Origin of the sequence: Paraburkholderia lebeckiae, assembly GCF_050436325.1 — a bacterium.
Taxonomy (GTDB): domain Bacteria; phylum Pseudomonadota; class Gammaproteobacteria; order Burkholderiales; family Burkholderiaceae; genus Paraburkholderia; species Paraburkholderia tuberum.
Genome location: NZ_JBNDLZ010000003.1, coordinates 117126 through 141104 on the forward strand (window position 1 = coordinate 117126; position 23979 = coordinate 141104).

General features: G+C 63.1%; 18 protein-coding genes and 2 pseudogenes. 12 read left to right on the forward strand and 8 right to left on the reverse strand.

The genetic code is table 11. From position 1 onward, the window contains the following. The first annotated feature begins 190 nt into the window (after positions 1-190). The 3 genes from guaB to guaA all read left to right on the forward strand — a co-directional run bounded on the left by guaB (position 191) and on the right by guaA (position 4200). Positions 191-1651 (forward strand): IMP dehydrogenase, encoded by a 1461-nt coding sequence (gene guaB, locus OKW44_RS18615; RefSeq protein WP_018417670.1) that lies wholly within the window; start codon positions 191-193, stop codon positions 1649-1651. Between the two features lie 6 nt (positions 1652-1657). Next, on the forward strand, positions 1658-2401 hold the full coding sequence (locus tag OKW44_RS18620; protein ID WP_018417671.1) for a hypothetical protein: 744 nt from the start codon (positions 1658-1660) through the stop codon (positions 2399-2401). Positions 2402-2616: 215 nt separating this feature from the next. Further along, positions 2617-4200, forward strand: a complete 1584-nt coding sequence (guaA, locus tag OKW44_RS18625) for a glutamine-hydrolyzing GMP synthase (protein ID WP_018417673.1) — start codon at positions 2617-2619, stop codon at positions 4198-4200. Positions 4201-4653: 453 nt separating this feature from the next. On the opposite strand, the gene OKW44_RS18630 is transcribed toward guaA, so the two are convergent. Together OKW44_RS18630 and OKW44_RS18635 are read right to left on the reverse strand one after the other, a co-directional pair. After that, the gene (locus OKW44_RS18630) at positions 4654-5289 is read right to left on the reverse strand and encodes a GNAT family N-acetyltransferase (RefSeq protein WP_343219738.1); all 636 of its coding nucleotides are present in this window, start codon (positions 5287-5289) and stop codon (positions 4654-4656) included. Next, positions 5286-5558, reverse strand: a complete 273-nt coding sequence (locus tag OKW44_RS18635; RefSeq protein WP_018417674.1) for a type II toxin-antitoxin system TacA family antitoxin — start codon at positions 5556-5558, stop codon at positions 5286-5288. The genes OKW44_RS18630 and OKW44_RS18635 overlap by 4 nt, the downstream gene beginning before the upstream one ends. Before the next feature lie 101 nt (positions 5559-5659). On the opposite strand from OKW44_RS18635, the pseudogene OKW44_RS18640 reads away from it, so the two are divergent. Then, a pseudogene (locus tag OKW44_RS18640) lies at positions 5660-5785 on the forward strand (tyrosine-type recombinase/integrase); the annotation flags it as partial. Between the two features lie 356 nt (positions 5786-6141). Next, positions 6142-8541: a DEAD/DEAH box helicase gene (locus tag OKW44_RS18645; RefSeq protein WP_018417675.1), complete on the forward strand. Its 2400-nt coding sequence runs from the start codon at positions 6142-6144 to the stop codon at positions 8539-8541. Positions 8542-8633: 92 nt separating this feature from the next. Here OKW44_RS18645 and OKW44_RS18650 read toward each other — a convergent pair whose 3' ends face one another. The 6 genes and pseudogenes from OKW44_RS18650 to OKW44_RS18675 form a co-directional block, all read right to left on the reverse strand. Then, positions 8634-9818 (reverse strand): DUF3322 domain-containing protein, encoded by a 1185-nt coding sequence (locus OKW44_RS18650; protein WP_018417676.1) that lies wholly within the window; start codon positions 9816-9818, stop codon positions 8634-8636. Next, positions 9815-13186: an ATP-binding protein gene (locus OKW44_RS18655; protein WP_018417677.1), complete on the reverse strand. Its 3372-nt coding sequence runs from the start codon at positions 13184-13186 to the stop codon at positions 9815-9817. Before OKW44_RS18655 ends, OKW44_RS18650 begins: the two co-directional genes overlap by 4 nt. After that, entirely contained in the window at positions 13179-13835 is a 657-nt protein-coding gene (locus tag OKW44_RS18660) for a DUF4194 domain-containing protein (protein ID WP_026225324.1), read from the reverse strand. The genes OKW44_RS18655 and OKW44_RS18660 overlap by 8 nt, the downstream gene beginning before the upstream one ends. Positions 13836-13837: 2 nt before the next feature. Further along, a complete protein-coding gene (locus tag OKW44_RS18665; protein ID WP_018417679.1) occupies positions 13838-15298 on the reverse strand; it encodes a DUF3375 domain-containing protein in 1461 nt (486 codons plus the stop codon). 410 nt (positions 15299-15708) lie between these two features. Next, positions 15709-16836 (reverse strand): amidohydrolase family protein, encoded by a 1128-nt coding sequence (locus OKW44_RS18670; RefSeq protein WP_018417680.1) that lies wholly within the window; start codon positions 16834-16836, stop codon positions 15709-15711. A gap of 160 nt (positions 16837-16996) precedes the next feature. Then, a pseudogene (locus tag OKW44_RS18675) lies at positions 16997-17170 on the reverse strand (MFS transporter); the annotation flags it as partial. 33 nt (positions 17171-17203) lie between these two features. Here OKW44_RS18675 and OKW44_RS18680 point away from each other — a divergent pair. The 7 genes from OKW44_RS18680 (at position 17204) to OKW44_RS18710 (ending at position 23977) form a co-directional block, all read left to right on the forward strand. Further along, on the forward strand, positions 17204-17827 hold the full coding sequence (locus tag OKW44_RS18680; protein WP_162633876.1) for a LysR substrate-binding domain-containing protein: 624 nt from the start codon (positions 17204-17206) through the stop codon (positions 17825-17827). A 67-nt stretch (positions 17828-17894) separates the two neighbouring features. Then, positions 17895-18506 carry a 2'-5' RNA ligase family protein gene (locus OKW44_RS18685; protein ID WP_018417682.1) on the forward strand — a complete coding sequence of 204 codons (612 nt, stop codon included), beginning with the start codon at positions 17895-17897 and terminating at the stop codon, positions 18504-18506. Positions 18507-19014: 508 nt separating this feature from the next. Further along, positions 19015-19416 (forward strand): DnaJ family domain-containing protein, encoded by a 402-nt coding sequence (locus tag OKW44_RS18690; RefSeq protein ID WP_018417683.1) that lies wholly within the window; start codon positions 19015-19017, stop codon positions 19414-19416. Then, complete coding sequence (tadA, locus tag OKW44_RS18695) at positions 19413-20141, forward strand: tRNA adenosine(34) deaminase TadA (RefSeq protein WP_018417684.1); 729 nt, start codon at positions 19413-19415, stop codon at positions 20139-20141. Before OKW44_RS18690 ends, tadA begins: the two co-directional genes overlap by 4 nt. 26 nt (positions 20142-20167) lie before the next feature. Further along, positions 20168-21094, forward strand: a complete 927-nt coding sequence (ldcA, locus tag OKW44_RS18700; protein ID WP_018417685.1) for a muramoyltetrapeptide carboxypeptidase — start codon at positions 20168-20170, stop codon at positions 21092-21094. A gap of 319 nt (positions 21095-21413) precedes the next feature. Beyond that, on the forward strand, positions 21414-22127 hold the full coding sequence (locus tag OKW44_RS18705) for a GntR family transcriptional regulator (RefSeq protein ID WP_018417686.1): 714 nt from the start codon (positions 21414-21416) through the stop codon (positions 22125-22127). Positions 22128-22495: 368 nt separating this feature from the next. Then, the gene (locus OKW44_RS18710; protein WP_018417687.1) at positions 22496-23977 is read left to right on the forward strand and encodes an NCS1 family nucleobase:cation symporter-1; all 1482 of its coding nucleotides are present in this window, start codon (positions 22496-22498) and stop codon (positions 23975-23977) included. Positions 23978-23979: the final 2 nt, after the last annotated feature.

Consider the following 23979-nt stretch of genomic DNA (forward strand, 5'->3'; position numbering starts at 1 on the left):
GCCGGCTCTGCCCCGATTTCGCCTGCGAACGCGCAAACGAAACCCGATCGAACCTGACGCGAACAGGCAAGCGAAATCGACGTATGCCGGAGCGGCAAAAAATCGTCTGAAATTCGCTAAGCTGCTGTTCGCGCAGTGAAAACCGGGGTGGTATCGCGTATAATTCGCTTTTGCGCCTATAGGATTTGCCATGCGTCTGATCCAAACAGCACTCACATTCGATGACGTGCTCCTCGTCCCGGCCTTCTCCGACGTTCTGCCGCGCGACACCAGCCTCAAGACCCGGCTGACCCGCAACATCTCCCTCAACATGCCGCTCGTGTCCGCCGCGATGGACACGGTCACCGAAGCACGTCTGGCAATCGCCATGGCGCAAATGGGCGGCGTCGGCATCATCCACAAGAACCTCACACCGGCCGAGCAGGCGCGTGAAGTCGCGAAGGTCAAGCGTTTCGAGTCGGGCGTCGTGCGCGATCCGATCACCGTGCCGCCGCAAATGAAAGTGCGCGACGTGATCGCGCTGTCGCGCCAGCATGGCATTTCGGGCTTCCCGGTCGTCGAAGGCTCGCAGCTCGTCGGCATCGTGACCAACCGCGACCTGCGCTTCGAAGAGCGTCTGGACGAGCCGGTGCGCAACATCATGACGCCGCGCGAGCGCCTCGTCACCGTCAAGGAAGGCACGCCGCTCGCCGAAGCGAAGGCGCTGATGCACAGCCACCGCCTCGAGCGCGTGCTGGTCGTCAACGACGCATTCGAACTGCGCGGCCTGATGACCGTCAAGGACATCACCAAGCAGACCGAGCACCCGGACGCATGCAAGGACGAGCACGGCAAGCTGCGCGCGGGCGCGGCGGTCGGCGTCGGCGCGGACAACGAAGAGCGCGTCGAGCTGCTCGTGCAGGCCGGCGTCGACGTGATCGTCGTCGATACCGCGCATGGCCACAGCATGGGCGTGCTCGAGCGCGTCAAGTGGGTCAAGCAGAACTTCCCGCACGTCGAGGTGATCGGCGGCAACATCGCAACCGCCGCGGCCGCCAAGGCGCTCGTCGAATACGGCGCGGACGGCGTCAAGGTCGGTATCGGCCCGGGCTCCATCTGCACGACGCGAGTCGTCGCAGGCGTCGGCGTGCCGCAGGTCACCGCTATCTCCAACGTGTCCGAAGCGCTGAACGGCACCGGCGTGCCGGTCGTCGCCGACGGCGGCGTGCGCTTCTCGGGCGACGTCAGCAAGGCGCTCGCGGCGGGCGCCAGCGCGGTCATGATGGGCAGCATGTTCGCCGGTACCGAGGAGTCGCCGGGCGAGGTATTCCTGTACCAGGGCCGCCAGTACAAGTCGTACCGTGGCATGGGCTCGGTCGGCGCCATGAAGGACGGCGCGGCGGACCGCTACTTCCAGGACAACTCGGCCAACATCGACAAGCTGGTGCCGGAAGGCATCGAAGGTCGCGTCGCGTACAAGGGTTCGGTCAACGCGATCCTGTTCCAGTTGATCGGCGGCGTGCGCGCGAGCATGGGCTACTGCGGCTGCCGCACCATCGCCGAAATGAACGAGAAGGCCGAGTTCGTGCAGATCACCGGTGCGGGCCTGCGCGAGTCGCATGTGCACGACGTGCAAATCACCAAGGAAGCGCCCAACTACCACGTGGACTAAACGCCCATGAAGCCACTGCTGCGCGTTGTACTGATCCTCGATGCGTTGTTGCTGCTGGCGTTCGGCCTGCTGTTCGTGCTGACGCCGTGGACCTCGCTGTATGACGCGTTGCAACTGGTGCCAACGGAGCCGATGCTGGTCGGCCAGGCGTTCGGCGTCGCGCTGATCGGGCTCGCGTGGCTCGCGGTGCATGCGTCGTTCGACGGGGCGCTGACCTCGACGGTCGCGAAGGTCGTCGGTCATGCGCACTGGCTGATCGGCGTGCTGATGCTGGTCTGGCTGCTGGGGCTGCATACGCCGTCGCTGACCGGCTTCGGGCAGATGGTGGCGGTGCTGGCCGGTGTCGTGCTGGTGGTGATCGGGCTCGGCGGCGTGCGGCTGTCGGGTGTGGTGCGGCGGCGCGAGAAGGGGATCGTGATCAAGCCCTCGTCGAGCAAGGCCGACAGTCGTGCCGATAAGCGTGCCGCGAAAGAAGCCGAAAAGGATGCCGCACGGCAGCGTGAACCCGAACGCGACAACGCGCGCGAGCCACGTGCCTCAGCGGGCTTTCCGGTCTATCACGCCGAGCCGGTGCCCGAGCCGGTCGTGCCGGTCACGCGGCCGGCCAATCCGGCTGCCGCGGCTTCCGTTGCCACTACCGCGCCGCTTCATCCGGCCGCAAGCGAGCCCGGCCTGAGCGAGTCCGAACGCGCCGCGCGCGACACCAGCAACGACGTGCCCGGCGCACCCCGGCCGCCGTTTCATGGTTGAAGCGCCGCGCGCCAGGCCGTTTGCCGAAGCTAACGGATTTCGTCCGCGCGCATCGCAGGCGGCGAGTTCCGAGGTTGGCCGCGCCCTTGTGCTTCATCGTAACGTTGGCTGTCCGCGCCGCGCCAAGACCGTCGCCGCGTGGACCGCTTTGAATTCCACGCCGCGCCTCGCGCGCGGCATTCCGTATCCGCTCACTTCTGATTCCGTCCGCTGCCATGCATGACAAGATCCTGATTCTCGACTTCGGTTCGCAAGTCACCCAACTGATTGCACGTCGCGTTCGCGAAGCCAACGTGTATTCGGAAATCCATCCGTACGACGTCGACGCGTCGTTCATCCGCGACTTCGCGCCGAAGGGCGTGATTCTGTCGGGCGGCCCGAGCTCGGTCACCGAGGAAGACACGCCGCGCGTGCCGCAAGCCGTGTTCGAACTCGGCGTGCCGGTGCTCGGCATCTGCTACGGCATGCAGGCGATGGCGCAGCAGCTCGGCGGCAAGGTCGACATCGGTCATCTGCGCGAATTCGGCTACGCCGAAGTGCGCGCGCGCAACCATACGAGCCTGCTCGAAGGCATCAGCGACTTCACCACGTCCGAAGGCCACGGCATGCTGAAGGTATGGATGAGCCACGGCGACAAGGTGCTGGAGATGCCGGCGGGTTTCGCGCTGATGGCATCGACGGAATCGTGCCCGATCGCCGCGATGGCCGACGAACAGCGGCGCTTTTACGGCCTGCAATGGCATCCGGAAGTCACGCACACGGTGCAGGGCCGCGCGATGCTCGAGCGCTTCGTGCTGCAGATCTGCGGCGCGAAGGCCGATTGGGAAATGGGCCACTACATCGACGAAGCCGTCGCGAAGATTCGCGAGCAGGTCGGTAACGAGCACGTCATTCTGGGCTTGTCGGGCGGTGTGGATTCGTCGGTGGCGGCGGCGCTGCTGCACCGCGCGATCGGCGATCAACTGACCTGCGTGTTCGTCGATCATGGCCTGCTGCGCCTGAACGAAGCCGAGCAGGTGATGGCGCTGTTCGCCGATCACCTTGGCGTGAAGGTGATTCACGTCGACGCGAGCGAAGCATTCCTCGGCAAGCTCGCCGGCGTGACCGATCCTGAAGCGAAGCGCAAGATCATCGGCGCGGAGTTCGTCGAAGTGTTCCAGGCCGAAGCCGGCAAGCTCACCGACGCGAAGTGGCTGGCACAAGGCACGATCTATCCGGACGTGATCGAATCGGCGGGCAAGGGCAAGAAGGCCGCGCAAACCATCAAGAGCCACCACAACGTCGGTGGTCTGCCGGAGACGCTGAACCTGAAGCTGCTCGAACCGCTGCGCGAGCTGTTCAAGGACGAAGTGCGCGAGCTTGGCGTGAAGCTCGGTCTGCCGCACTCGATGGTGTATCGCCATCCGTTCCCTGGTCCGGGTCTGGGCGTGCGGATCCTCGGCGAAGTGAAGCGCGATTTCGCGGACCTGCTGCGCCGCGCGGACGCGATTTTCATCGAGACGCTGCGCAACACGATCGACAAGGAAACCGGCAAGTCGTGGTACGACCTGACGAGCCAGGCGTTCGCGGTATTCCTGCCGGTCAAGAGCGTCGGCGTGATGGGCGACGGGCGCACCTACGAGTACGTCGTCGCGTTGCGCGCGGTGCAGACGCTCGACTTCATGACCGCGCATTGGGCGCATCTGCCGCATGAACTGCTTGGCCATGTGTCGAACCGGATCATCAACGAAGTTCGCGGGATCAACCGGGTCGTCTACGACATCTCGGGGAAGCCGCCTGCGACGATCGAGTGGGAGTGAAGGTAAAAATATCTCAATTAAATCAATGGATTACGAGGCTTGTTCGGATTGTCTATCAGAGTGCAACGTTGCCTCTAAGTATTTGATTTTTAATGAGTATCTCCACCATTCCGTAGAAAGCTGGACGTATTTGACGGTATCAAAGACGGTACAAGTGTCGGTAAACCGGACGGTAGTGGTTCCGTTCAAAATCCGGGTTTCAATTGTTACCGTCAATGCGATTCCGGACATGACCGTAAGGTTTTCCCCGAAAAGCTAGACTCCGCGTGGGTTAGCGGGCGTCTGTAGGTCTTGTGGTTGGTGACGGTAAAAAGTCGTCCCAACCACGAGAACGACCCACGATGCTCACCGAATCCGCGCTTCGCAACCTCAAGCCCCGTACAACTCTGTACAAGATTGCCGACCAGCCTTTCTGAGCGTCATTCGTCAGCTTAGGAACTACATGCCAGGGCTTCATGAAGCCGGGTTTGGGTCGTGCGCAAGCTCGTACACGGACAGCAATTTCAGCTGTCCACGGCACATGTACCGACGTATATTTTGGACAATTCTGTAGTGGCGGAAAGTTGGCCAGGTGAAGAAAAGCCGCACACTGCGGCTTTTCTTCGCACTCGTCATGCCAGTCGGAGCATGAGTGTGAGGGGACGAACCGGAGAAGGTGTGAACCCGTACGGACTCATAGAAAGCCGCTGCGTGTGCGTCAGTCGCATGCACAAGCATCGCACGTACGCCAAGATCTTTTGCGATCGAGCTAGCGCGATTGAGGGCATCCTTCAAAAGGGCAGCGCAGAGTTGGACGCCTTTTGTATTTACGTCTCGTGCTAGCCGGCCAAGCACAACCACCGGAATTGGATTCGGCATATTTCGACGAACGTTGCCGGTTGCATCGACATGGGCAACGGCTCCAGCCGCGAGGGCATAGTAGACGTGGGCGGTATCATCGGTCGTTACTAATACACGGCTTGCCCCACTGTTGTGGTTAATCAGGGCGCGCCGCTTCAGCCAGTCGTCAAGCTCCAGCCTTCCGCAGGAAAAGCTGGCAACGTCGTGCTCGGCCAGCAGCGGCTGCGGAGCAGAAAGCTTCCGATTCATTCGCTGTTTTCATTCCAAGGGGTTTTCACGTCCATAAGACGTGCAAGACCCGCGTTTGCGACTTTCGGCGCGTCTAGCAATTCGGTGAACTGCTTAAATTTTTCCGAATCAAGCCCAAAGAAAGTGCGATCCAGGACGACGGTCTGAGCGCGCTCGCAAGCGGCCTCCAACATAAAGTCAGAGCGGTTTTTGCCAAGCAGGCCCGCTGCGTAATCGATCAGATCACGTTGCTCTGGCAAGGCGCGAAGATTAATAGGTGTGTCGCGCATGATGCACTCCATACTGTATATACGATAGATATACGTGTGATAGAGCAATGTATATCTGATCAATACGCGCCGTAGCAGAATCAGTCAAGTTTCAGCCTGGCGACTGGATCGAGAAGTGCCTGGCGCACGAGGACGGACGTTCGATCTACAACAAGGCAGAGTACGCCGAGCAGCGGCGCCACATGCTGCAAGAGTGGGCCAACATGGTCGATGCCTGGATCGACGGGTAGAGCTACGTGCCGAAACTATTGCCCGAGACTGTGGTAGTGCCGGTGCTGAGTGCCACCTTGTGTGTCGAATCTGCGGGCGATGGAGGACGAGGCCCGGGATATACTGTGTGTCCTCTTTTTACCGAGCCAGTGGGCAATCAAGGACGCCTTACGGACTCGATCCGGGGGGCGGATTCAGCCGTTGGCGGATTGACTGGATCTGCCCGCGTGGGAGGCAATCCGAGACCCGCTGGACTTCGCATTGTTGGAGCGGGTCGGTCGCGCAAATATCACGTCAAGTCATGACTAGCAAACACTCTTCCACCAAGTCACGTCGATCCTCGAAGCTTTCCCGCCTCCACGCCCCCGATCACATGTCGCCCGCCGACTGGCAGCGCGCCTTGCGTCGGCAATTCGGGCAAGAGCAAGCGTTCTCGCTGGAGAATCTCGGGACGGAGACGTATTTCTCCGAATTCCGCGTCGGCAATCCGGAGTCGAACTTCAGCTATCGCGTGTCGATTCGTGGGGTCTGCCCGGGCGACAACTTTTGCGACTGTCCCGATTACGCCACCAACGAACTCGGCACCTGCAAGCACATTGAATTTACCTTGTCGCGACTGCTGCGCAAGCGAGGCGCAAAGGCGGCCTTCGCCCGTGGTTATCAGCCCGCATTCTCGGAGCTGTATTTGCGAAACGAGGGAGGCAGAGCGGTCCATTTTCGCGCCGGCGCGGATTGTCCGGCAAAGGTAGCCAAAGCGGCCGCCGCTTTGTTCGACGAGTCTCGGCGATGGCATCTGCCGGAGGACCGTTTCGAAGATCTCGGGCGCTTTCTCTCCAGGGTGGCGAAGGCCGGGCACGAATTGCGCGCCCATGACGACGCGCTCGATTTCATCGCCGGCCGAAACGATGCGGCGCGCCGTGCCAGGATGCTCGACGGGCAGTTTCCGCAAGGAGGGGCGACGCCCTCGCTGAAGAAGCTGCTCAAGGTGCCGCTCTATCCGTACCAGGCCGAAGGCGCATTGTTCGCCGTGCGTGCCGGGCGCGCCTTGATCGGCGACGAAATGGGCCTCGGCAAGACGGTGCAGGCCGTCGCGGCGGCGGAAATCCTGATCCGGCATTTTGGCGTGTCGAAAGTGCTAGTGATTTGCCCGACTTCGCTCAAGTATCAGTGGCAGAGCGAGATCACGCGGTTCTCCGGCCACGCTTCGAGGGTCGTCGCGGGCGGCCTTGCCCAGAGGCGGGGCGAATATGCGGCCCAGGATCTCTACAAGATCACCAACTATGAGAAGCTGAAATCGGACCTCGACATGATTTCCGCGTGGGCGCCGGAGCTGGTCATCGTCGACGAGGCGCAGCGCATCAAGAACTGGAACACCATTGCGGCGAAGGCTCTCAAGCGAATCGACAGCCCCTATGCCGTCGTGCTGACGGGAACGCCTCTCGAAAACAAGCTGGAGGAACTCGTTTCCATCGTTCAATTCGTCGACCAGCACCGTCTCGGGCCCACGTGGAAGCTGCTGCACGAACATCAGGTCAAGGACGAGGCGGGACGCGTGACCGGATACACGGGCCTCGAGAAGATCAGCCAGACCCTGGCGCCGATCATGATACGGCGTCGCAAGTCCGAGGTGCTGCTGCAGTTGCCCGGGCGCACCGACCAGAATCTGCTGGTGCCCATGACCGAGCTGCAGATGGCGTATCACACGGAAAACGCGGACATCGTGGCCAAAATCGTCCGACGCTGGCGTAACACCAGGTTTCTGTCGGATCAGGACCAGCGGCGCCTCACCTGTGCTTTGCAGAACATGCGCATGTCGTGCAACAGCACCTATCTGCTGGACCAGGAAACCGATCATGGCGTGAAGGCCGACGAGCTGGCGACGTTGTTCGAGTCGCTTTTCACGCAGCCGGACGAGAAAGTCGTGGTGTTCAGTCAATGGACGCGCACGCATGAGATAGTCATTCGCCGGCTCAAGAAGCTCGGCATCGGCTACGTCAGCTTCCATGGCGGCGTGCCGTCGGAAAATCGGCCCGCACTGGTGCAGCGCTTTCGGGACGATTCGGACTGTCGGGTATTTCTGTCGACGGACGCAGGTAGCACGGGGCTCAACCTCCAGCACGCGTCGACGCTCGTGAACATGGATCTGCCGTGGAACCCGGCGGTGCTGGAACAGCGCATCGCGCGCATCTATCGGTTGGGCCAGAAAAAGCCGGTACAAGTCGTCAATTACATCGCGAAGGGAACGATCGAGGAGGGCATGCTGTCGGTGCTGGCTTTCAAGCGCTCGCTGGCGGAAGGCATCCTCGATGGCGGCGCCAGCGAAATTCTGCTCGGTGGTTCGCGCCTGACCCGCTTCATGAAGGATGTCGAAAACGTCGCGGGGCGCATGGGAGAGAGCGAGGTCATGGCCGCGGCGGAGGAAGCCGCGAGCGGCGCAGTCGTGTCCGGCGACGCGGCGCGTGACGCGAGCGTCGTGGAAACCGACCTCGCCGGTACCGGAGAGCAGCCTCAAGCTTCGACCATCGATACAGCGCAACGAGGCGCGTCCTTCGAACCGTGGTCAGGGTTGCTGCAGTTCGGCGCGGCGCTGGCGTCGGCGTTGAATGAGCCGGGCGATGGCGCGGTTGCCGCACACCCGTGGGTCGAGCGCGATGCCGTGACGGGCGCGCGAAGTCTCAGGTTGCCGCTGCCATCTCCCGAGACGGCAAGACGACTGGCTGAGGTGCTGTCGACGATCTCGGATGCTCTGCTGCGCAACGGCAGCGCAAACTAAAGTCGCTGAACGTGGGAGTTGGGGCAGGCATCTTCGAGGCGGCCTGCTTCGAGTCGTATTCGAGTTGTACCCGACGGTGAGATGGGGAAGTTCTAAGCGCAAGCCCGCTCTTCGAGCGCCGCCCTGACCCGCCCGAATCCCACGCGCTCTTGCTCGAGCCGCAATCCATGGCGAATCCGGTTGTCGCGGAGGTCATCGAAGAGTTCCCGCTCTTCGGCAGTGAGCCGCGGCAGATCGCGGGTGACCTGATCGCCTTCTTCTCCCCAGAACGCTTCATGCGCCACCAGCGTCGCGCGGTCCATCAAGAACGATCCAACATGCGGGAACCGGCTGCGCAATTGATCGAGAATGGCGAAGCCGTGCGTGTCGATGTCGCCCCAGTAGTGGAGCGCACAGTCCGTGAGCCATCGCGCCGGCTCGAGAGCTTCCCAACCGTAGCCCGCCCCGAAGAGCACGATCGACTGCGGAACGTCGGGAAACGCCAAAAAATTTATCTCGTTTTCCGTAATGAACACGTGGCGGCATGGCAGTGTGAGGCGCGCGAAGCTGTCCGCGTCGAGTGCGATGTCGGGCCGGCCCATGCCGGGCAGAACGGCGAGCCTGTCATCGAGCGCGCGAAATCGAATCCGAGGCGGCTTCTCGCGGAACCCGTAGCGAGCAGCGAATTGGGCGGCGGCTGTCCGGCTGCTGTCGATTGACTCCGACGGCAGCACGAGATCGAGCCATTGGGCGAGGACGCCGCGCCGCGCCTCGATGAATTTCGTGTCGACGTTGGCGATTTCGGCTTGGCGAAGATATACGCCCGGCTGCGGATGTGCTTGCAGCCAATCGACGACTGCCAGCAGTCGTTCCCAATCGCCTGCGAATTCGAGTGCTTGCAACGGGCGCTGCGCAAGCCACGTGGTGAGCTTCGGCTGGCGGGAGCGTGTGATTTCGAGCAGCCGCTCGAACTGCGCTGCGTCGCGGCGCTTGCCGGCGACCGCGAGCGCATCGTCCAGACTGTCCACCCAAGCTGCTTGTGGCAAACGCTGCAGGCCGAGAATTCGATGATTGATTTCTCGCCATTCGATGCGTACGCGCGGTGTCGCGGCAATTTCCGCGATCCATGCGCGTACCGCGTCGAAGCGTTCGGCCAATTCGGACGAACTCGGGCCTTTTATCGTTAGACGTAGCGGGAACAGCCCCTCGGTGCCGTCTACGAGGCTCCGCAGCCATTCGCCACGCTCCCATAGGCGCTGGAGGCGAACGCGCAGTTCGGCGGTCGTCGTCCAATTCATCGCTCGAACTCCGCCTTGCGCGCGCGGTACTCCTCGATCGACAGGTTGCGCAGCTTCGAGGCGCGTCCGCCCTCGTTCTGAACGAATCCGACGCTCGAAACGAACGGCTCGATGATGTGAATCTTCTGCAGCGGCGTGACGATCAGCAGTTGCAGGTTCAGTTTTTGAAACAAGGTGAGACCGTATTGCGCCGATTCGTCGGAGCCTCGTCCAAACGCCTCGTCGATGACGACGAAGCGGAACGATCGAGAACGCACGGCGCCCCATTCGAGGCCGAACTGATAGGCGAGACTCGCGGCAAGGATCGTATAGGCGAGCTTTTCCTTCTGGCCGCCCGATTTACCGCCCGAGTCCGAATAGTGCTCGTATTCGCTGTCGTCCTCACGCCAACGCTCGCTGGCGGCGAACAGAAACCAGTTGCGCACGTCGGTCACTTTGGCGCGCCAGCGCCGGTCCTGCTCGGTCAACCCTTCGCGGCCGCGGAACCGGTCAATGATCCGTTTGACTTGCAGGAACTTGGTCTCCGAGTATTGGCTATCGTCCGAGCCGGTGAGTTCGCCCTCGGTGCAAGCACGCAGGTCGCTCTGGAATTCGCGGATCTCCGCGTCGGGGCTGGACTGACTCTCGAGGACGATGTATCGGCCCGCGTTGTAGTCGATTTGTCGCAACGATTCGTTGATGCGTTCGATACGTTCCTTGATCGTTTGCCGTTCGCGGGCGAGCTGGCCGTGGAAGTTGGCGATCTCGTTGATCGTATTGACGTTGAGCAGCTCTTTGAAACGCGCTTCGAAGCGCGGCAGATCGTCCGCTTGCAGCCGCGCGAGCATGTCACGGTACTCTGAGGTCGCGTCGAGGCTCGCATCGAAGTCGGCCGTTTCGAGCTTGTAGGCATCCTTGAAGGCCGCCATGGCCTTGACGATTTTTTCGGCAAGGCGGCCGAGCGACTTCGTTTCGTTGTCGATACGGGTTGTCAACGCCTCTCGCACGTCCCGCTCGCGGTTGTCGCATGACTCGACGGAAAGCTGGTGTTCGCCGAGAATCTCCGCTCGCAGCGCCTCGATTCGCTCGGCAAGTTCGGCATTCACTTCCGCAACGAGCGAGCGCGTCTCGTCGCGCAACGTTTGCGCTGCCTCCCGCCTGGCCAGGATACCGCCCAGTTCCGAGTCGGTTTCCGAGATCGCCGCTTCACTCTCTGTCAACGACGCTTGCGCCGAGTCCAATTGGGCCGTTAGCTCCGCGAGGGCGTCGCTTGCCGCTTCGAGGCGGGCTTTTTCGTCTGCCAGACGTGCGATCGCGGTCGCGCAGCTTCCCCAGTCGATGTCGCGGAAGTCGACGAACTCGCCGATGCGCGCAAGCGCTTCGAGCTGCTCGCGCACCTTCGCGTGCTCGCTTTGAGCTTCTCCAAGCTTCTGTCCGATCTCGCCAAGCCGAACCTCGAGCGCTCGCCGTTGTGCTTCGAGGGCGGCAATTTTGGCCGTGTTGCTCCAACCCAGCACGTAGCGGCTGCGATCGTCAAGCGGGTGGCGGTCGTCTTTTTCGTGGCGCTCGCCAGGCGCTTTCGCCTGGCCCGCACGCGTGATCGCGCGCATCTCGCGCCGAAACTGCTCCTGCGTATCGCAGCATGCATAGTCGAACCGGCGGCCGATTTCGCGCTCGAGCCAGCCATAGAACAGCGAATCGGGCTTGATCGCGAGTTTGTGCGCGAGCGAGTGGCGGTGTAGCTCGATGGCCTCGGCTGCACGCGCGGCGCGTTCAGAGCGCACGCGAAAGTAGACGAGCCGCCCCCGGAGATGAGTGCGATCGACCCACGCGGCGACGTTCGCATAGTGCTCGTCGGGCACGAGCAGCGACAGGCCGAAGTTGCGCAGGACGCGCTCGGCGGCGCCCTCCCAGTCGCGCGCATCCTCCTGCACCTGAATGAGTTCGCCGGCGAACGGCAGGGCGTCTTCCTCCAGACCGAGCGCCGAGCATAGGCTCGCCCGCATCGCGACTTGTTCCTTCGGGATGTTGTTACGTCGAGCTTTCAGGCTCGCGATTTCGTCCTCTAGCAGATCACGCTGCGCTTTCCCTTCGCGAAAGGCCACGCTCCATTCGGTAATCGCATTTTGCTTTTGCGCTTCGTCGTCGACGAGCGAGCTGCGCCGCTCGGCCAGACGTTGGCGTTGGGAAGCGAATGCGGCCTCATCCGTGGCCTCGGTTTCGCCGAGCAGCGTAACGATGGTGGCATAGCGTTGCGCGCGTTCGCGGCGACGCGCGCTTTCTCGCTCGTGCTGGCGGATTTCGACCTCGAGCTGCGCGATGCGATCGCCGCCTTGTTCGGCCACGGCGCGGCGCAAATCGTCCACGCGCTGGCGCGCCTGGTCGCGCGCTTCTTCGTGCCGCGCCTTGCGTGATATTGCACGCGCGTGATCCTCGTCGAGCAATTGGAGGCGGCGCTCGATGAGGCCGAGCTTGAGCCCGGCGAAGTAGGGTTTCAGTGCTTCACGGCACGCTCGCCAGCCTTCGAGAACGTGTCCTTGCTCGCTGTGGCGATCGCAGTCGTCGACGAGCGGTGTCAGCAGTTCCACCTGGCGCTTGGCTTTCAGTACCGCCTCGTGCGCGCGATTCAGATCGTCGAAGTGAGTGATCAGTGCGTCGACGCGCGGTGCAACGTCGAACGGCTCAAGCATGTGGCTGCGTACGAAGTCGGTGAGATTGCCCACCGATTTCATCGATACCGTTTGATGGAAGAGCTCGAGCGCTTGCTCGTTTTCGATTCCGAAGCGCCGCCGGAACCAGGCGCTGTATTTCGGAAATGTGTCCTCGATTTCGGCACCCAGCCCGCGCAGCTTTTTGCGCAGCTGTGCGATGTCGGTGCCGAAGCGCGAGAAGTCAGCGGCGATCGAGAGATCGCGTTCGGCACAGACGAAGAATCGCGCGGGTTGAGCGTGTGCGTCTTTCATCCAGAACACCTGCGCGAGTGTGACTGTGGCATCGTACCCGGCGTTACGAAACACGCCCAAAATCACCGAATAGCTGTTATGGTTGCGCAGGCTCACGGGCTTGGCCGTCCCCGTGACCTCGTTGCGCTCCGACTTGTAGTAGCCAAGCACATACGAGCGTAACGTACGTTCCTTGCTGTCCGCGCCTGCCGCCTTGTTGTAGGCGATGCGCTGCGCGGGCACGAGGAGGGTGGTGATGGCGTCGACTAGCGTCGACTTGCCGGAGCCGATGTCTCCTGTCAGCAGGCCGTTGCGGCCATCGACCCGCAGCACCCAGACTCGTTCGTCGAAGGTTCCCCAATTGAAAACCTCGAGCCGTTCGAGGCGAAAGCCCGTCAGGGCGTCGTCGATGGCAAAATCGAGGCCGAGCGTGCGCGGCTCATTCATCGCGGCTCTCCTGTCGGTCAGAAACCGTCGAATCTTGAAGGTGGTGCGCCCGATAGCTCGCGAGCCGGGCGTCGAAATCGAGCAGCCATTGCGCATCGACGAACGCCTTGAGAATGCGCCGCACCTCGAATGTGGGCGGTCCGCTCGTGGTCTTCATCCGGCGTAGGAAGCCGAGCTCGACGATCTTGTTCACGTGTGTATCGATTTGATCGACCAGGCGCGCCTCGTTGGTGCTCGCGGGAAGGAATACGCGTACGAGCTCGACGATGTCCTCGCGCGCAAGGACGAGCCGCGTGTCGCCGCCGCCAGCATCCCATTCCGCCAGCTTCTTTCGCAGCAGCGCGAGCAGCAGGCTCACGGGGAACGAGAGTGGACGCCGGGCAACGAGCCGGGGTAGCTTAGCCTGTTCCCCATCGACTTCAGCGTCATGCGCGGCGCGGCTTTTTACGAAGGCGTAGCCTTCCGCCTCGTCCACGACGAGCTCGAGGCCAAGCACGGCGACGTAGTCGCGCGCGTGCGTCTGCAATTCGAGCAGTGCGGCCCAGAGGTGCTCGTTTCCATCACGATAAACCACGCCCTTGAGCAGCGCGATGGCAACTGTCGACAAATCACCTCGACCAGGCGACGAGGCTTGCTGTTCTTCCGTCATCTCTACCTTGTGAAGATCACACGCGGCATCGTCGTGCGCTTAATGATTGGTGTTCCGTTGGCGTCGTTCGCCTGCCACTCGATCGTATCGGAAATGGTCTCATCGACGGTCGCGCGAAACGATCCAGCTTCGGCGCTCAGTTGCAAATAGGCGACGAGCTCGGCGAGCCCATGCTCGAGAGGCTGCGAAGCGGTCAGTTCGGCAAGCGTCACTTGCGGCCGATCTTGCAGGCATCGGCGGATATGGCCTGCGAGGCGCGCGCGATCGACGACGATCTGCGTGTAGAGTGCCGAGGCATCGAGGTTCGCCTCACCGGTTTCGATAGAGACGTTGGCAATGAGAGGGCGCAGCGCCGGCGCGTAAAGCGGGCGTTCCATCGGCAGCTCGATGTCAGTGGATGCGGTCTCGATCTCCATGACGGAGCCTGGTGGGGGCGCTTCGCGCAGCGCAAGCGCTTTCGTTTCGATACCGCGCAGAATGTCCATGATGCGGCGGTTTTCGAGCCACGCTTGATCGTCGAGGAAGCGTCGAAGCTGCTGCGAGAGCTGAGCTACCGTGCGCTGCGTATGCTCGCCGGCTTCCAGCCAGTCATAGTGGACGCGCCGCGTGCGCGCGTCGGGCCTCATTTCCATGACCGCCGGCAGCGCCAGCACGCGCTCGAGCCGTTTCGAGAGTTCCTCTTGACGGCGGCTCGACATCAGGAAGTCCCAAAACGCCCGGAAGCTGCTGCCCTGGTCCGAATCGGCGATCGCGTCGCGCTCGCCCATGATTTCCTCGATGAGCGCACCCTTCGATCCTTCCCAGAGCGCGATTCGCTCGCGCACATGTCGGTCCAGCAGCCGAAAGTTTTGTTCGACTTCACGGAAATCCGTGAGCAGGTCGCGCGCCATCTGCATGAATTGCTGAAAGCGGTCCTTGAGCGCGGCATCGTCGAGCAGCCGAACGTCACCGGCCTCCACGCGGGCGATTTCTTCGTCGATCTGGCCGCGCCGCGTGTGGAGTTCGGCAAGACGCTTTTCGGGGTCCGCCTCGCTGCCTTCGCCCATCTGCCGCAGCAGCTCGAAAAGTGTCAAGAGCCTCGATTCCGTGCCGACAAAGCTGCGTTCCGTCAGCGTGCCGAGCCACGCTATCGCTTTCTCCGTGGCGGGTGTCAGGTCGAACTGCGGTTCATCGGAACCTTGGCGATAGTACTTGCGTAACCATCCCTTTTCAGGGCTGGCCCAGTCGTTCAGATACTCGAGCGCCGGCTTCGGGAAGGCGTCATCGCCGAGTTGTTCGCGCAACGCGTAAAGCTCATCTTCGAGTGCTTCGGCAAGAAGCGGAGCCGCCACCACGCGCACGTTTGGCGCGACGAACACGCGGTGCAGGAAGCTGACAGCGAGCGGCGCGTGGTCGGAGCGTAACAGGCGCCAAGCGGGATGGCGCGTGCGCAGCGCATCGAGGGTAGGGTAGTCGAGGGGCATCGGTGCGAGATGACGGGTTCGGCACCCCTGAGGAGATCGCCGATCTTTGGCTCAAAAGGCCAGTATCCTACTCCGATTGTCGTCCCGATTTTGCAAGGCTCCGCTCTGGAATGAGTCTCACGGTGTTTCTGGCGGTGTACGTGGGCGCCCGCGCAGGGGTTCGCTCACGGTATCGACGACGGTATCGAATCGGCTTCAGATGCTCGGTCTTCCTGGCTTTTTAAACGGAGCGGGTGCCTATTGTCCAATGCCGTGCAATGGACCTCGAGATGGGCGGCGCTCCTCGACGATCTGGTCGCGCGAGCGCCGCGGTAGTCGTCGCGCGCGGCGCAAGGGCGAGGTGTCGTTGCGAGAACAGAATTGCCAGCGTATGCCGGTGCATCAGGTCCTCGCTGCCGCCGCGACTCGCGTCAGAACCCGAAGACCCGCAGCGCGTTGTTGCCGCGGATCGCGTCGCATTGCTCCTTCGGCAGACGCGCGGTGTTGGCGAACGCGCCGCGAATGTCGTACACCTGATGCGGCCAGTCGGTCCCGAACATCACGCGATCCGCGCCGACCACCGAGACGAGAAATTCGAGCGACGCCGGGCTATACGTGATGCAGTCGTAGTAGATACGGCGCAGATAATCGATCGGCTTGCGCTTCATCTTGCGACGTTGCGGGATCTCGACCTCGTTGCCTTTCTCGAAGCGGCCCGCCAGATAAGGCAACGCGCCGCCCGCATGTGACGCGATGAGCTTCAGATTCGGATACTGATCGAAGAAGCCTTCGAAGATCGTCCGCGTGATGGCGAGCGTCGTGTCGAACATGAAACCGACCGCCCAGCTCAGATCGAACTTCGTCATGTCCATCAGATCGACGCCGGGCGGATCGGTCGGATGCACGAGCACCGGCAACGCGCGACGGTCGATCTCGGCCCAGATCGGCGCGAACATCGGATCGGTGAGGTTGCGTCCCGCGATGTTCGCGAGCACCATCACGCCGCTCGCGCCGTTCTCGCAGGTGGCGAACTCGTTCACCGGCGCGGCGCCGCGCTTCAGCATGAACGCGCCGATCAGGCCGAGCGCGAAGAACACCGCGCAGAAATGCGCAGGCATCATGTTGTTGCCAGTCACGTGCAGCAGCCACGTCAGCACCATCGGCGAGAAGCCGCCGAAAACGGCCGCGCCGATGTTGTACGAGATCGCGAGGCCGGTCGAGCGGACTTCGGTCGGGAACAGGCCGGCGAGCGCGGTCGGAATCGGCGCGTTCGACGCGCTGATCAGCAGCGCGAAGCCAAGTTCGACGGACATGATCGACGCGAACGACGGCGCGTTGACGATCCAGTAGTAAGCGGGGTACAGCACGACGAGAAACAGCGCGAGCGCGACGCGAATCATGCGTTGGCCGCCGATGGGATCCGCGAGATGACCGAATAGAGGAATCGTCACCGCGCGCAGCAGCACGCTCGCGAGCAGCACGGAAAACGGCGGCGTCACCGGCATATGCAGGTTCTGCACCGCGTAAATCGGCAGATACGTGATGATCACGTAGGCCATCACGTTGAGCGCGGCACGACAGTGCGGTCGCGACGAACAACTCGCGCGGATAGTGCATCACGACGCGCGAGAACGGTACCTTCACGCGCGCGCCGAGCTTCAGGAACGCCTCGGTTTCTGGCAGATTGCGGCGGATATGGAAGCCGACCGGGCCGATCAGCAGACCAGGCAGGAATGGAATGCGCCATGCCCACGACTCGAGCGCCTCATGCGTGAACAGATGCGTGAGCGCGCTGCCCATCGCGACCGCGAGCAACGCGCCCAGGGCCTGTGCGAACATCTGCCAGCTGCCATACAGATTGCGGCGCGCTGTCGGTGCAGATTCGATCAACATCGCGGTCGCGGTGCCGAATTCGCCGCCGGCCGAATGCCCTGCAACAGACGCGCGCACAGCACGATCGCCGGCGCGATCAGGCCGATCTGCTGGAAGCCGGGGGTGAGCGCGATCATCGCGGCGGCCACCGTCATCATCGCGATGACGAGCGTGACGGAACTGCCCGGGCGTGAGCGCGGTCGGCTGCGCTTTGCGGCGACGCCGTCGATCGCGGCGGCGATCGTGCCGAAACTGCTCGCCGAATATCGCGCGCTGTACCCGAACATCGAGGTCTCGGTCGACGACGCCGCGCCCGATCGCCTGAGCGCGTCGACGCTGACAGGCGACGTCGAGTTCGGCATCGGCACGATCAGCGAGCGGCCCGAGGGCATCACGCTGCAATGCCTCGCGCGTGACAACTTGTGCGCAATCTGCCGCAAGGATTCGGAGCTCGCGAAAAAGCGGCGTGTGAGCTGGAAGGATGCGCTGCAGTCTCCGTGGATCGGTATCAAGTCGACGAGCGGCATTCGCAAGTTGATCGACGAAACGTTGTTCACGCACGGCATGCGCAAGGCGGTCGAGTACGAAGTGTCCTATATGACGACCGGGCTTTCGATGGTGCAGGCCGGTCTCAGTTGCACACGGCCTGTCGTACTGTATGAATATACAGTATCATGACTGCAATGGGCCGCTTGTGCGGCGGTGTGCGAATCGGCGGAAAAAATCAGCGAAGGAACGAGGCGCGATGCCTGAACAACTGTGGTTGCCCGGACTCGAGGCGCCGCCCCCGCTCACCGACGGGCTCTTTTTCGCGGTCTATCCCGATGCCAATACCGCGGCCGGTATCGCGAAGCTCGCGCAGCAGCTTTGCGTGGAGGCACGCGTGCGTAGCGGCGGGCACAGCGGCGTGCGCGGCAAACCGCTCGCGGCGAACCGTCTGCACGTCACGCTCAGGCATCTCGGCAATTTCGCGGGCGGCTTGCCGGCGGATGTGGTCGAGGCGGCGAAACGGGCGGCCGCGGCGGTCAGCATGGCGCCGTTTACGGTCGAATTCGACGCGGTTGCCAGCTTCGCGAAAAGGCCGCGGCTCGGGCCGGCGGTGCTGGTGGGCGAGCACGGTGTGCACGGACTGCACGTGCTTCACGATGCGCTCGAAGCGGGCTTGCGCGACGACGGCATCGAGCCCGGCGCACGTTTTACGCCGCACGTGACGCTGGCGTACGGGATGCAGTGGATCGAGCGCCGTACGGCCGAGGCGGCGTGCTGGAATGTGCGCGAGTTTGCGCTGATGCACAGCCTGCTGGGACGGACCAGACATATCGTCCTCGCGCGGTGGCCGTTGGTGGGGCCGAGCTGAGGAAGGAGGCGTAGGCCACCTCGGTGACGAATGCGCGGCTGTTTCGCGAGGCGCCGGCTAGAACCGCACGCTCGTCCCGCAGCCCCCGGCATAGGCGCCGCCGCTCGCCGCGGCGCCACCGCAAAAAACGCCGCAGCCGGAAAGCAGCACGGCCGCGGTAATCGCTGCCAGCGCGCTACGCACGCCGTTCCGCCGAGACGCTTGCTGGCCCCCTCGCGCTGGCTGCGCGGCGCAGATCGGACGCGGTTCCGCGACGGGGAGAGCACTGGGACGGCCGATCGGTGTGAATGGCATGGCGGCATCAAATTCGACGAGAGGGAACCTCTGCGTGCCGCGCCGGTTAAGCGCCGCGCGCGTTGTGCGACTTGATGACTTACTCTAAGTCCACGCTGAAACACCGTCAAATGCCGAGTTGCCGTCAAATCGGCGCCTTTATGCCGTCACGTGAGCACGGAGCGTCCGTGCGCTCCCTGATAGAATGCTCGGGCCGCAACGTTGTGGATTGCAGATGAAATTGCTTGATGCGCTTGTCGAACAGCGTATTGCCGCCGCCGCCGCGCGCGGAGAGTTCGACGACTTGCCGGGTGCGGGCGCGCCGCTGGCCCTCGACGACGATGCGTTGGTGCCGGAAGAGGTGCGCGTCGCCAACCGGATTCTGAAAAATGCGGGCTTCGTGCCGCCCGCCGTCGAGCAGCTTCGCGCGTTGCGCGATCTGCAAACGGAGCTGAATGCCGTGAGCGATCAGCCGACCCGTTGCCGTCTCCAGGCGCGCATGCTCGCGCTCGATATGGCGCTCGAATCGCTGCGCGGCGGCCCGATGGTCCTGCCGCGCGAATATTGCCGCCGCATCGCGGAGCGTCTCTCGGAGCGCGTGGGCAATGTCGATGTCGCCGCCGCGGGTTCGCAGTGAACGAGCCGCTCCCGTGTGCCGCCTCGATCGGCTCTTCTGCGCCAGCCGAGGCCGGCGAGAAATCCGTTGGCGCTTGCATCGGCGCGGTCTTTGCACCGGCGGCTGATCACCCCGTGGCCGCTGCCGCCATCCCTCCCGGAAATTCCGACGCTGCCATCATCTCCGAACGCGACCTGCGCTTCATGGCGCTCGCTCAGGCCGCCGCCGAAGAAGCGCGCGCAGCCGGCGAAGTACCGGTCGGCGCGGTGCTCGTGCGCGGCGACGAAGTCATCGCCACGGGCTTCAATCATCCGATCGGCGCGCATGACCCGTCCGCGCACGCCGAAATGGTCGCGCTGCGCGCAGCCGCGCAGTCGCTCGAAAACTACCGTCTGCCGGGTTGCGAACTCTATGTGACGCTCGAGCCTTGCCTGATGTGCGCCGGCGCGATCATGCACGCGCGCATCGCCCGTGTCGTGTTCGGCGCGCGCGATCCAAAAACCGGCGCGTGCGGCAGCGTGGTCGATGCGTTCGCGAATCCTCAGTTGAACCATCACACGACGGTCAGCGGCGGCGTCCTCGAAGCCGAATGCGGTGCCGCGCTCAGCTCGTTTTTTGCCGAGCGGCGTCGGACGAGTCGCGCAGCCCGCGCGGCGGCGCGCGGCGAAAGGGCTGAAGCGGCCGAAGCTGCCGTTGACACCGCCACACCCTCCAGCAGCGAACCGCCTCCAACCACGCCGCTCTAAAACAACCACGCCCAACGGGTCTTGCCATGACCGCTTCTCGCACCATCGAACTGATTGCGCCATCCGGCTATCCGCATGATCCGGAGGTGCTGCATCGCGCGCTGCATCGGCTGCGTGCGCAGGGGCATCGAGTCGACGGCGAGGAGGCCGCGAAGCGCCGCTACCAGCGCTTCGCCGGCACCGACGGCGAGCGCGCGGCCGATCTGAACCGGCTCGCCGATCCATCGCGTGAGCTGCCCGATGTCGTGTTGGCCGTGCGCGGCGGCTACGGCGCGGTGCGGATTCTGCACGGTCTCGACTACGAAGGGCTGCAGCGGCGGCTCGCCGATCAGCCGATAGCGCTGGTCGGTCACAGCGACTTCACCGCGATCCAACTGGCGCTGCTCGCGCGCGCCGGCCTGAAGACCTTCGGCGGCCCGATGCTGATGAGCGATTTCGGCGCCGAGCAGCTCAGCGAATTCACGATGCGGCATTTCTGGTCGGCGTTGACGCAGTCGACCATCACGGTCGAGAGCGACACGCCGCAAGCGCAGAGCGTCGACGTAACGGGCACGTTGTGGGGCGGCAATCTGGCGGTGGTGGCGTCGCTTGTCGGCACGCCGTATATGCCGCTGGTGCAGGGCGGCATCCTGTTCGTCGAGGACGTCAACGAGCAGCCGTTCCGCATCGAGCGGATGATTTATCAGCTGCATCTGGCCGGCATCCTCGCACAGCAGAAGGCGCTCGTGCTCGGTGATTTATCGGGCGGCAAGCCGTACGACTACGACAACGGCTACGACCTGCACGCGATGGTCGAGCAAGTGCGCTCGCTGATCGGCATTCCTGTCGTGACGGGGCTGCAGTACGGACACGTTCATAACATGGTGACGCTGCCGGTCGGCGCGGACGCGCATCTGGTCGCCAATGCGCATGGCTTCAGGCTGACGGCGTCGGGCTATCCGAGCATTGGCTGAAGCCGCCATAAGCGGGGCGGAGGGGGCGGATCGCCCGCTTTTTTTGCGTCAGTAACGCAACTAACTGTCGGTATTTGCACACTCACCACCTTCCACACCCACCGCCAAGGTTTTCAGTTTTTGTTGACAAAAACTGGCTGCCAGTACTCATCGTGGCATTGTCAAAACCGGGTAAGATTCCCGCCCAGACAGCCGCACACCTTGGTTCACAGGGCTTCTGCTGACGCAACGCAGCACGAAAACTGTCGAAAATAGACGCAAAAATTGTTGACAATATTTGTGTCCGTCCTATGATGACCAACATACCGAGACGCCAATCATGTCCGACACCGAATCCGTCGCGAACAGTTCGAAGCCCGAAGCAATCGCCGAACGCATCCGCGCGGCGATCCTCGAGCACCGGCTGGCACCCGGCGCGAAGCTCACCGAAGCTCAGCTATGCGAAGTATTCGGTGTGAAGCGCGGCCCGATCCGCCAGGCGCTGTCGCAGCTGGCGGGTGAGCGCCTCGTCGATCTCGAGCCGAATCGTGGCGCGTTTGTCGCGAGTCCGTCGCTGCAGGAGGTGCACGAGGTGTTCGAAATGCGCCGCATCATCGAGCTGGCCGTCGTCGAAAAGATCTGCAGCGGACACGGCATGCGGCGTTTGAAGAACATCGGCGGCATGATCGGCCGGGAACGCAAGGCATTCGAAACGCGGGATTTTCCGGCATGGATCCGCTTGTCGGGCGAGTTTCATACGGAGCTCGCGAACCTGACCGGCAACTCAGTGTTGTGCGATTGCCTGAACGGGCTGGTCGCGCGTTCCACGCTGATTTCCGCGCTGTACGAATCGCTCGGACGCAGCCCGTGCTCGTTCGAGGACCACGAAGCGATTCTCGCCGCGCTCGACGCCGGCGATGCGAAGCAGGCGGCCGCGCTGATGTCGCGCCATCTGCAAAGCGTCGAGTTGAAGATGCTGGAGCGCCCCGCGCGCGGGGCAGCGGATCTGCATGAAGTATTCGGCGCGCTCGCGCCGAAAGAAGCGTCCACGTAAAGAGCCGAAGCCGACTGCACCCCAGGCTGAGGCAAGCAGCAGGCGAGCGCCCGTTGGTGGTGCGCGCCGCACTGAATTGAACTGAACCGACATATGCACGGCCAGGCGGCCTCGCGTGAGCGCCGCCGGCCTGAACACGCATGTCCGTCGCGAGACGACGGACTTTCAGGTAGCGACGCATCGCCGGAAATCCGCGGCGGCTGGCGATGCGACAACCACAAGTACGTCAGTACGGAGACACGCGCGGCACGGTCCGGGACCACGACGCCGACTTCTTCGACCCTCGCGGGACGAGAAGCGAGCAACTGGCATGGCCGATGCAGTGTCCGTCGATGCTCTTTCGACGGTCCCTATCCAAAGGAGGAATCATGGCTCAGTTCAGTGCAGCGCCAGGCAGTCACCCCATCTCCAACTATCCGGACGGCACGGCTCAAACCGATCCGTCGATGCCGGCCGGCTACAGCGAGCGGCTCTACAACGAGGACCTCGCGCCGCTGCGCGCGCAGAACTGGAGCGCGTACAACATCTTCGCGTTCTGGATGTCGGACGTGCATAGCGTGGGTGGCTATGTATTCGCGGGGAGTCTGTTCGCGCTCGGCCTGACGAGCTGGCAGGTGCTGGTCGCGTTGCTCGTCGGCATCACGCTCGTGAACGTGCTGTGCAACCTGATCGCGAAGCCGAGCCAGCTGAACGGCGTGCCGTATCCGGTCGCGTGTCGCGCGACCTTCGGCGTGCTCGGCGCGAATGTCCCCGCAGTAATTCGCGGCCTGATCGCGGTCGCGTGGTACGGCATCCAGACCTATCTCGCGTCGAGCGCGCTCGTGATCGTCGTGCTGAAGTTCGTGCCGCAACTGCTGCCGTATGCGGACGTGCATCGGCATGGTCTGTTCGGTCTGTCGACGCTCGGCTGGGCGGGCTTCATGCTGCTGTGGGTACTGCAGGCGCTGGTGTTCTGGCACGGCATGGAGACCATCAAGAAGTTCATCGACTTCGCCGGGCCAGCCGTCTACGTCGTGATGTTCATTCTTGCCGGCTACATGGTGTATCGCGCAGGTTGGCGCAACATCGGCATCAACCTCGGCGGCGTCAAATATCACGGCATGGAAGTGCTACCGGTGATGATCACGGCGACCTCGCTGGTGGTGTCGTACTTCTCGGGACCGATGCTGAATTTCGGTGACTTCTCGCGCTACGGCAGGAGCTTTCGCAGCGTCAAGCGCGGCAACTTCTGGGGTCTGCCGGTCAACTTCCTCGCGTTCTCGCTCGTCACGGTGATCACGACCGCGGCCACGCTGCCGGTGTTCGGCGAACTGATCACGGATCCGGTCGAGACGGTGGGCCGCATCGACTATCCGATGGCCGTGATTCTCGGCGCGCTGACCTTCACGATCGCGACGATCGGCATCAACATCGTCGCGAACTTCGTGTCGCCGGCCTTCGACTTCTCGAACGTTGCACCGCGTCTGATCAGCTGGCGCGCGGGCGGTATGCTCGCGGCGGTCGCGTCGGTGTTCATCACGCCGTGGAACCTGTTCAACAATCCGGCCGTGATCCACTACACGCTCGACGTGCTCGGCAGCTTCATCGGACCTTTGTACGGCGTCCTGATCGTCGACTTCTACCTCGTGAAGCGTCAGAAGATCGTGCTCGACGATCTGTACACGGTCGCGTCGAGCGGCTCGTACTGGTATCGCAACGGCGTCAACTATCGCGCGGTCGCCGCGTTGCTGCCGGCCGCGCTGATCGCGGTGATCTGCGTGATGGTGCCGGGGCTCGACGGCTGCGCGAATTTCTCGTGGTTCATCGGCGCGGGACTCGGCGCGCTGTTTTACCGGATGCTCGCACGCTGAGT

Bases quoted from the DNA above. Each gene is read 5' to 3' on its own strand.
- guaB (WP_018417670.1), top strand. From the start codon at position 191: ATGCGTCTGATCCAAACAGCACTCACATTCGATGACGTGCTCCTCGTC.
- OKW44_RS18620 (WP_018417671.1), top strand. From the start codon at position 1,658: ATGAAGCCACTGCTGCGCGTTGTACTGATCCTCGATGCGTTGTTGCTG.
- guaA (WP_018417673.1), top strand. From the start codon at position 2,617: ATGCATGACAAGATCCTGATTCTCGACTTCGGTTCGCAAGTCACCCAA.
- OKW44_RS18630 (WP_343219738.1), bottom strand. From the start codon at position 5,289: ATGAATCGGAAGCTTTCTGCTCCGCAGCCGCTGCTGGCCGAGCACGAC.
- OKW44_RS18635 (WP_018417674.1), bottom strand. From the start codon at position 5,558: ATGCGCGACACACCTATTAATCTTCGCGCCTTGCCAGAGCAACGTGAT.
- OKW44_RS18645 (WP_018417675.1), top strand. From the start codon at position 6,142: ATGTCGCCCGCCGACTGGCAGCGCGCCTTGCGTCGGCAATTCGGGCAA.
- OKW44_RS18650 (WP_018417676.1), bottom strand. From the start codon at position 9,818: ATGAATTGGACGACGACCGCCGAACTGCGCGTTCGCCTCCAGCGCCTA.
- OKW44_RS18655 (WP_018417677.1), bottom strand. From the start codon at position 13,186: ATGAATGAGCCGCGCACGCTCGGCCTCGATTTTGCCATCGACGACGCC.
- OKW44_RS18660 (WP_026225324.1), bottom strand. From the start codon at position 13,835: ATGACGGAAGAACAGCAAGCCTCGTCGCCTGGTCGAGGTGATTTGTCG.
- OKW44_RS18665 (WP_018417679.1), bottom strand. From the start codon at position 15,298: ATGCCCCTCGACTACCCTACCCTCGATGCGCTGCGCACGCGCCATCCC.
- OKW44_RS18670 (WP_018417680.1), bottom strand. From the start codon at position 16,836: ATGGCCTACGTGATCATCACGTATCTGCCGATTTACGCGGTGCAGAAC.
- OKW44_RS18680 (WP_162633876.1), top strand. From the start codon at position 17,204: ATGCCCTGCAACAGACGCGCGCACAGCACGATCGCCGGCGCGATCAGG.
- OKW44_RS18685 (WP_018417682.1), top strand. From the start codon at position 17,895: ATGCCTGAACAACTGTGGTTGCCCGGACTCGAGGCGCCGCCCCCGCTC.
- OKW44_RS18690 (WP_018417683.1), top strand. From the start codon at position 19,015: ATGAAATTGCTTGATGCGCTTGTCGAACAGCGTATTGCCGCCGCCGCC.
- ldcA (WP_018417685.1), top strand. From the start codon at position 20,168: ATGACCGCTTCTCGCACCATCGAACTGATTGCGCCATCCGGCTATCCG.
- OKW44_RS18705 (WP_018417686.1), top strand. From the start codon at position 21,414: ATGTCCGACACCGAATCCGTCGCGAACAGTTCGAAGCCCGAAGCAATC.
- OKW44_RS18710 (WP_018417687.1), top strand. From the start codon at position 22,496: ATGGCTCAGTTCAGTGCAGCGCCAGGCAGTCACCCCATCTCCAACTAT.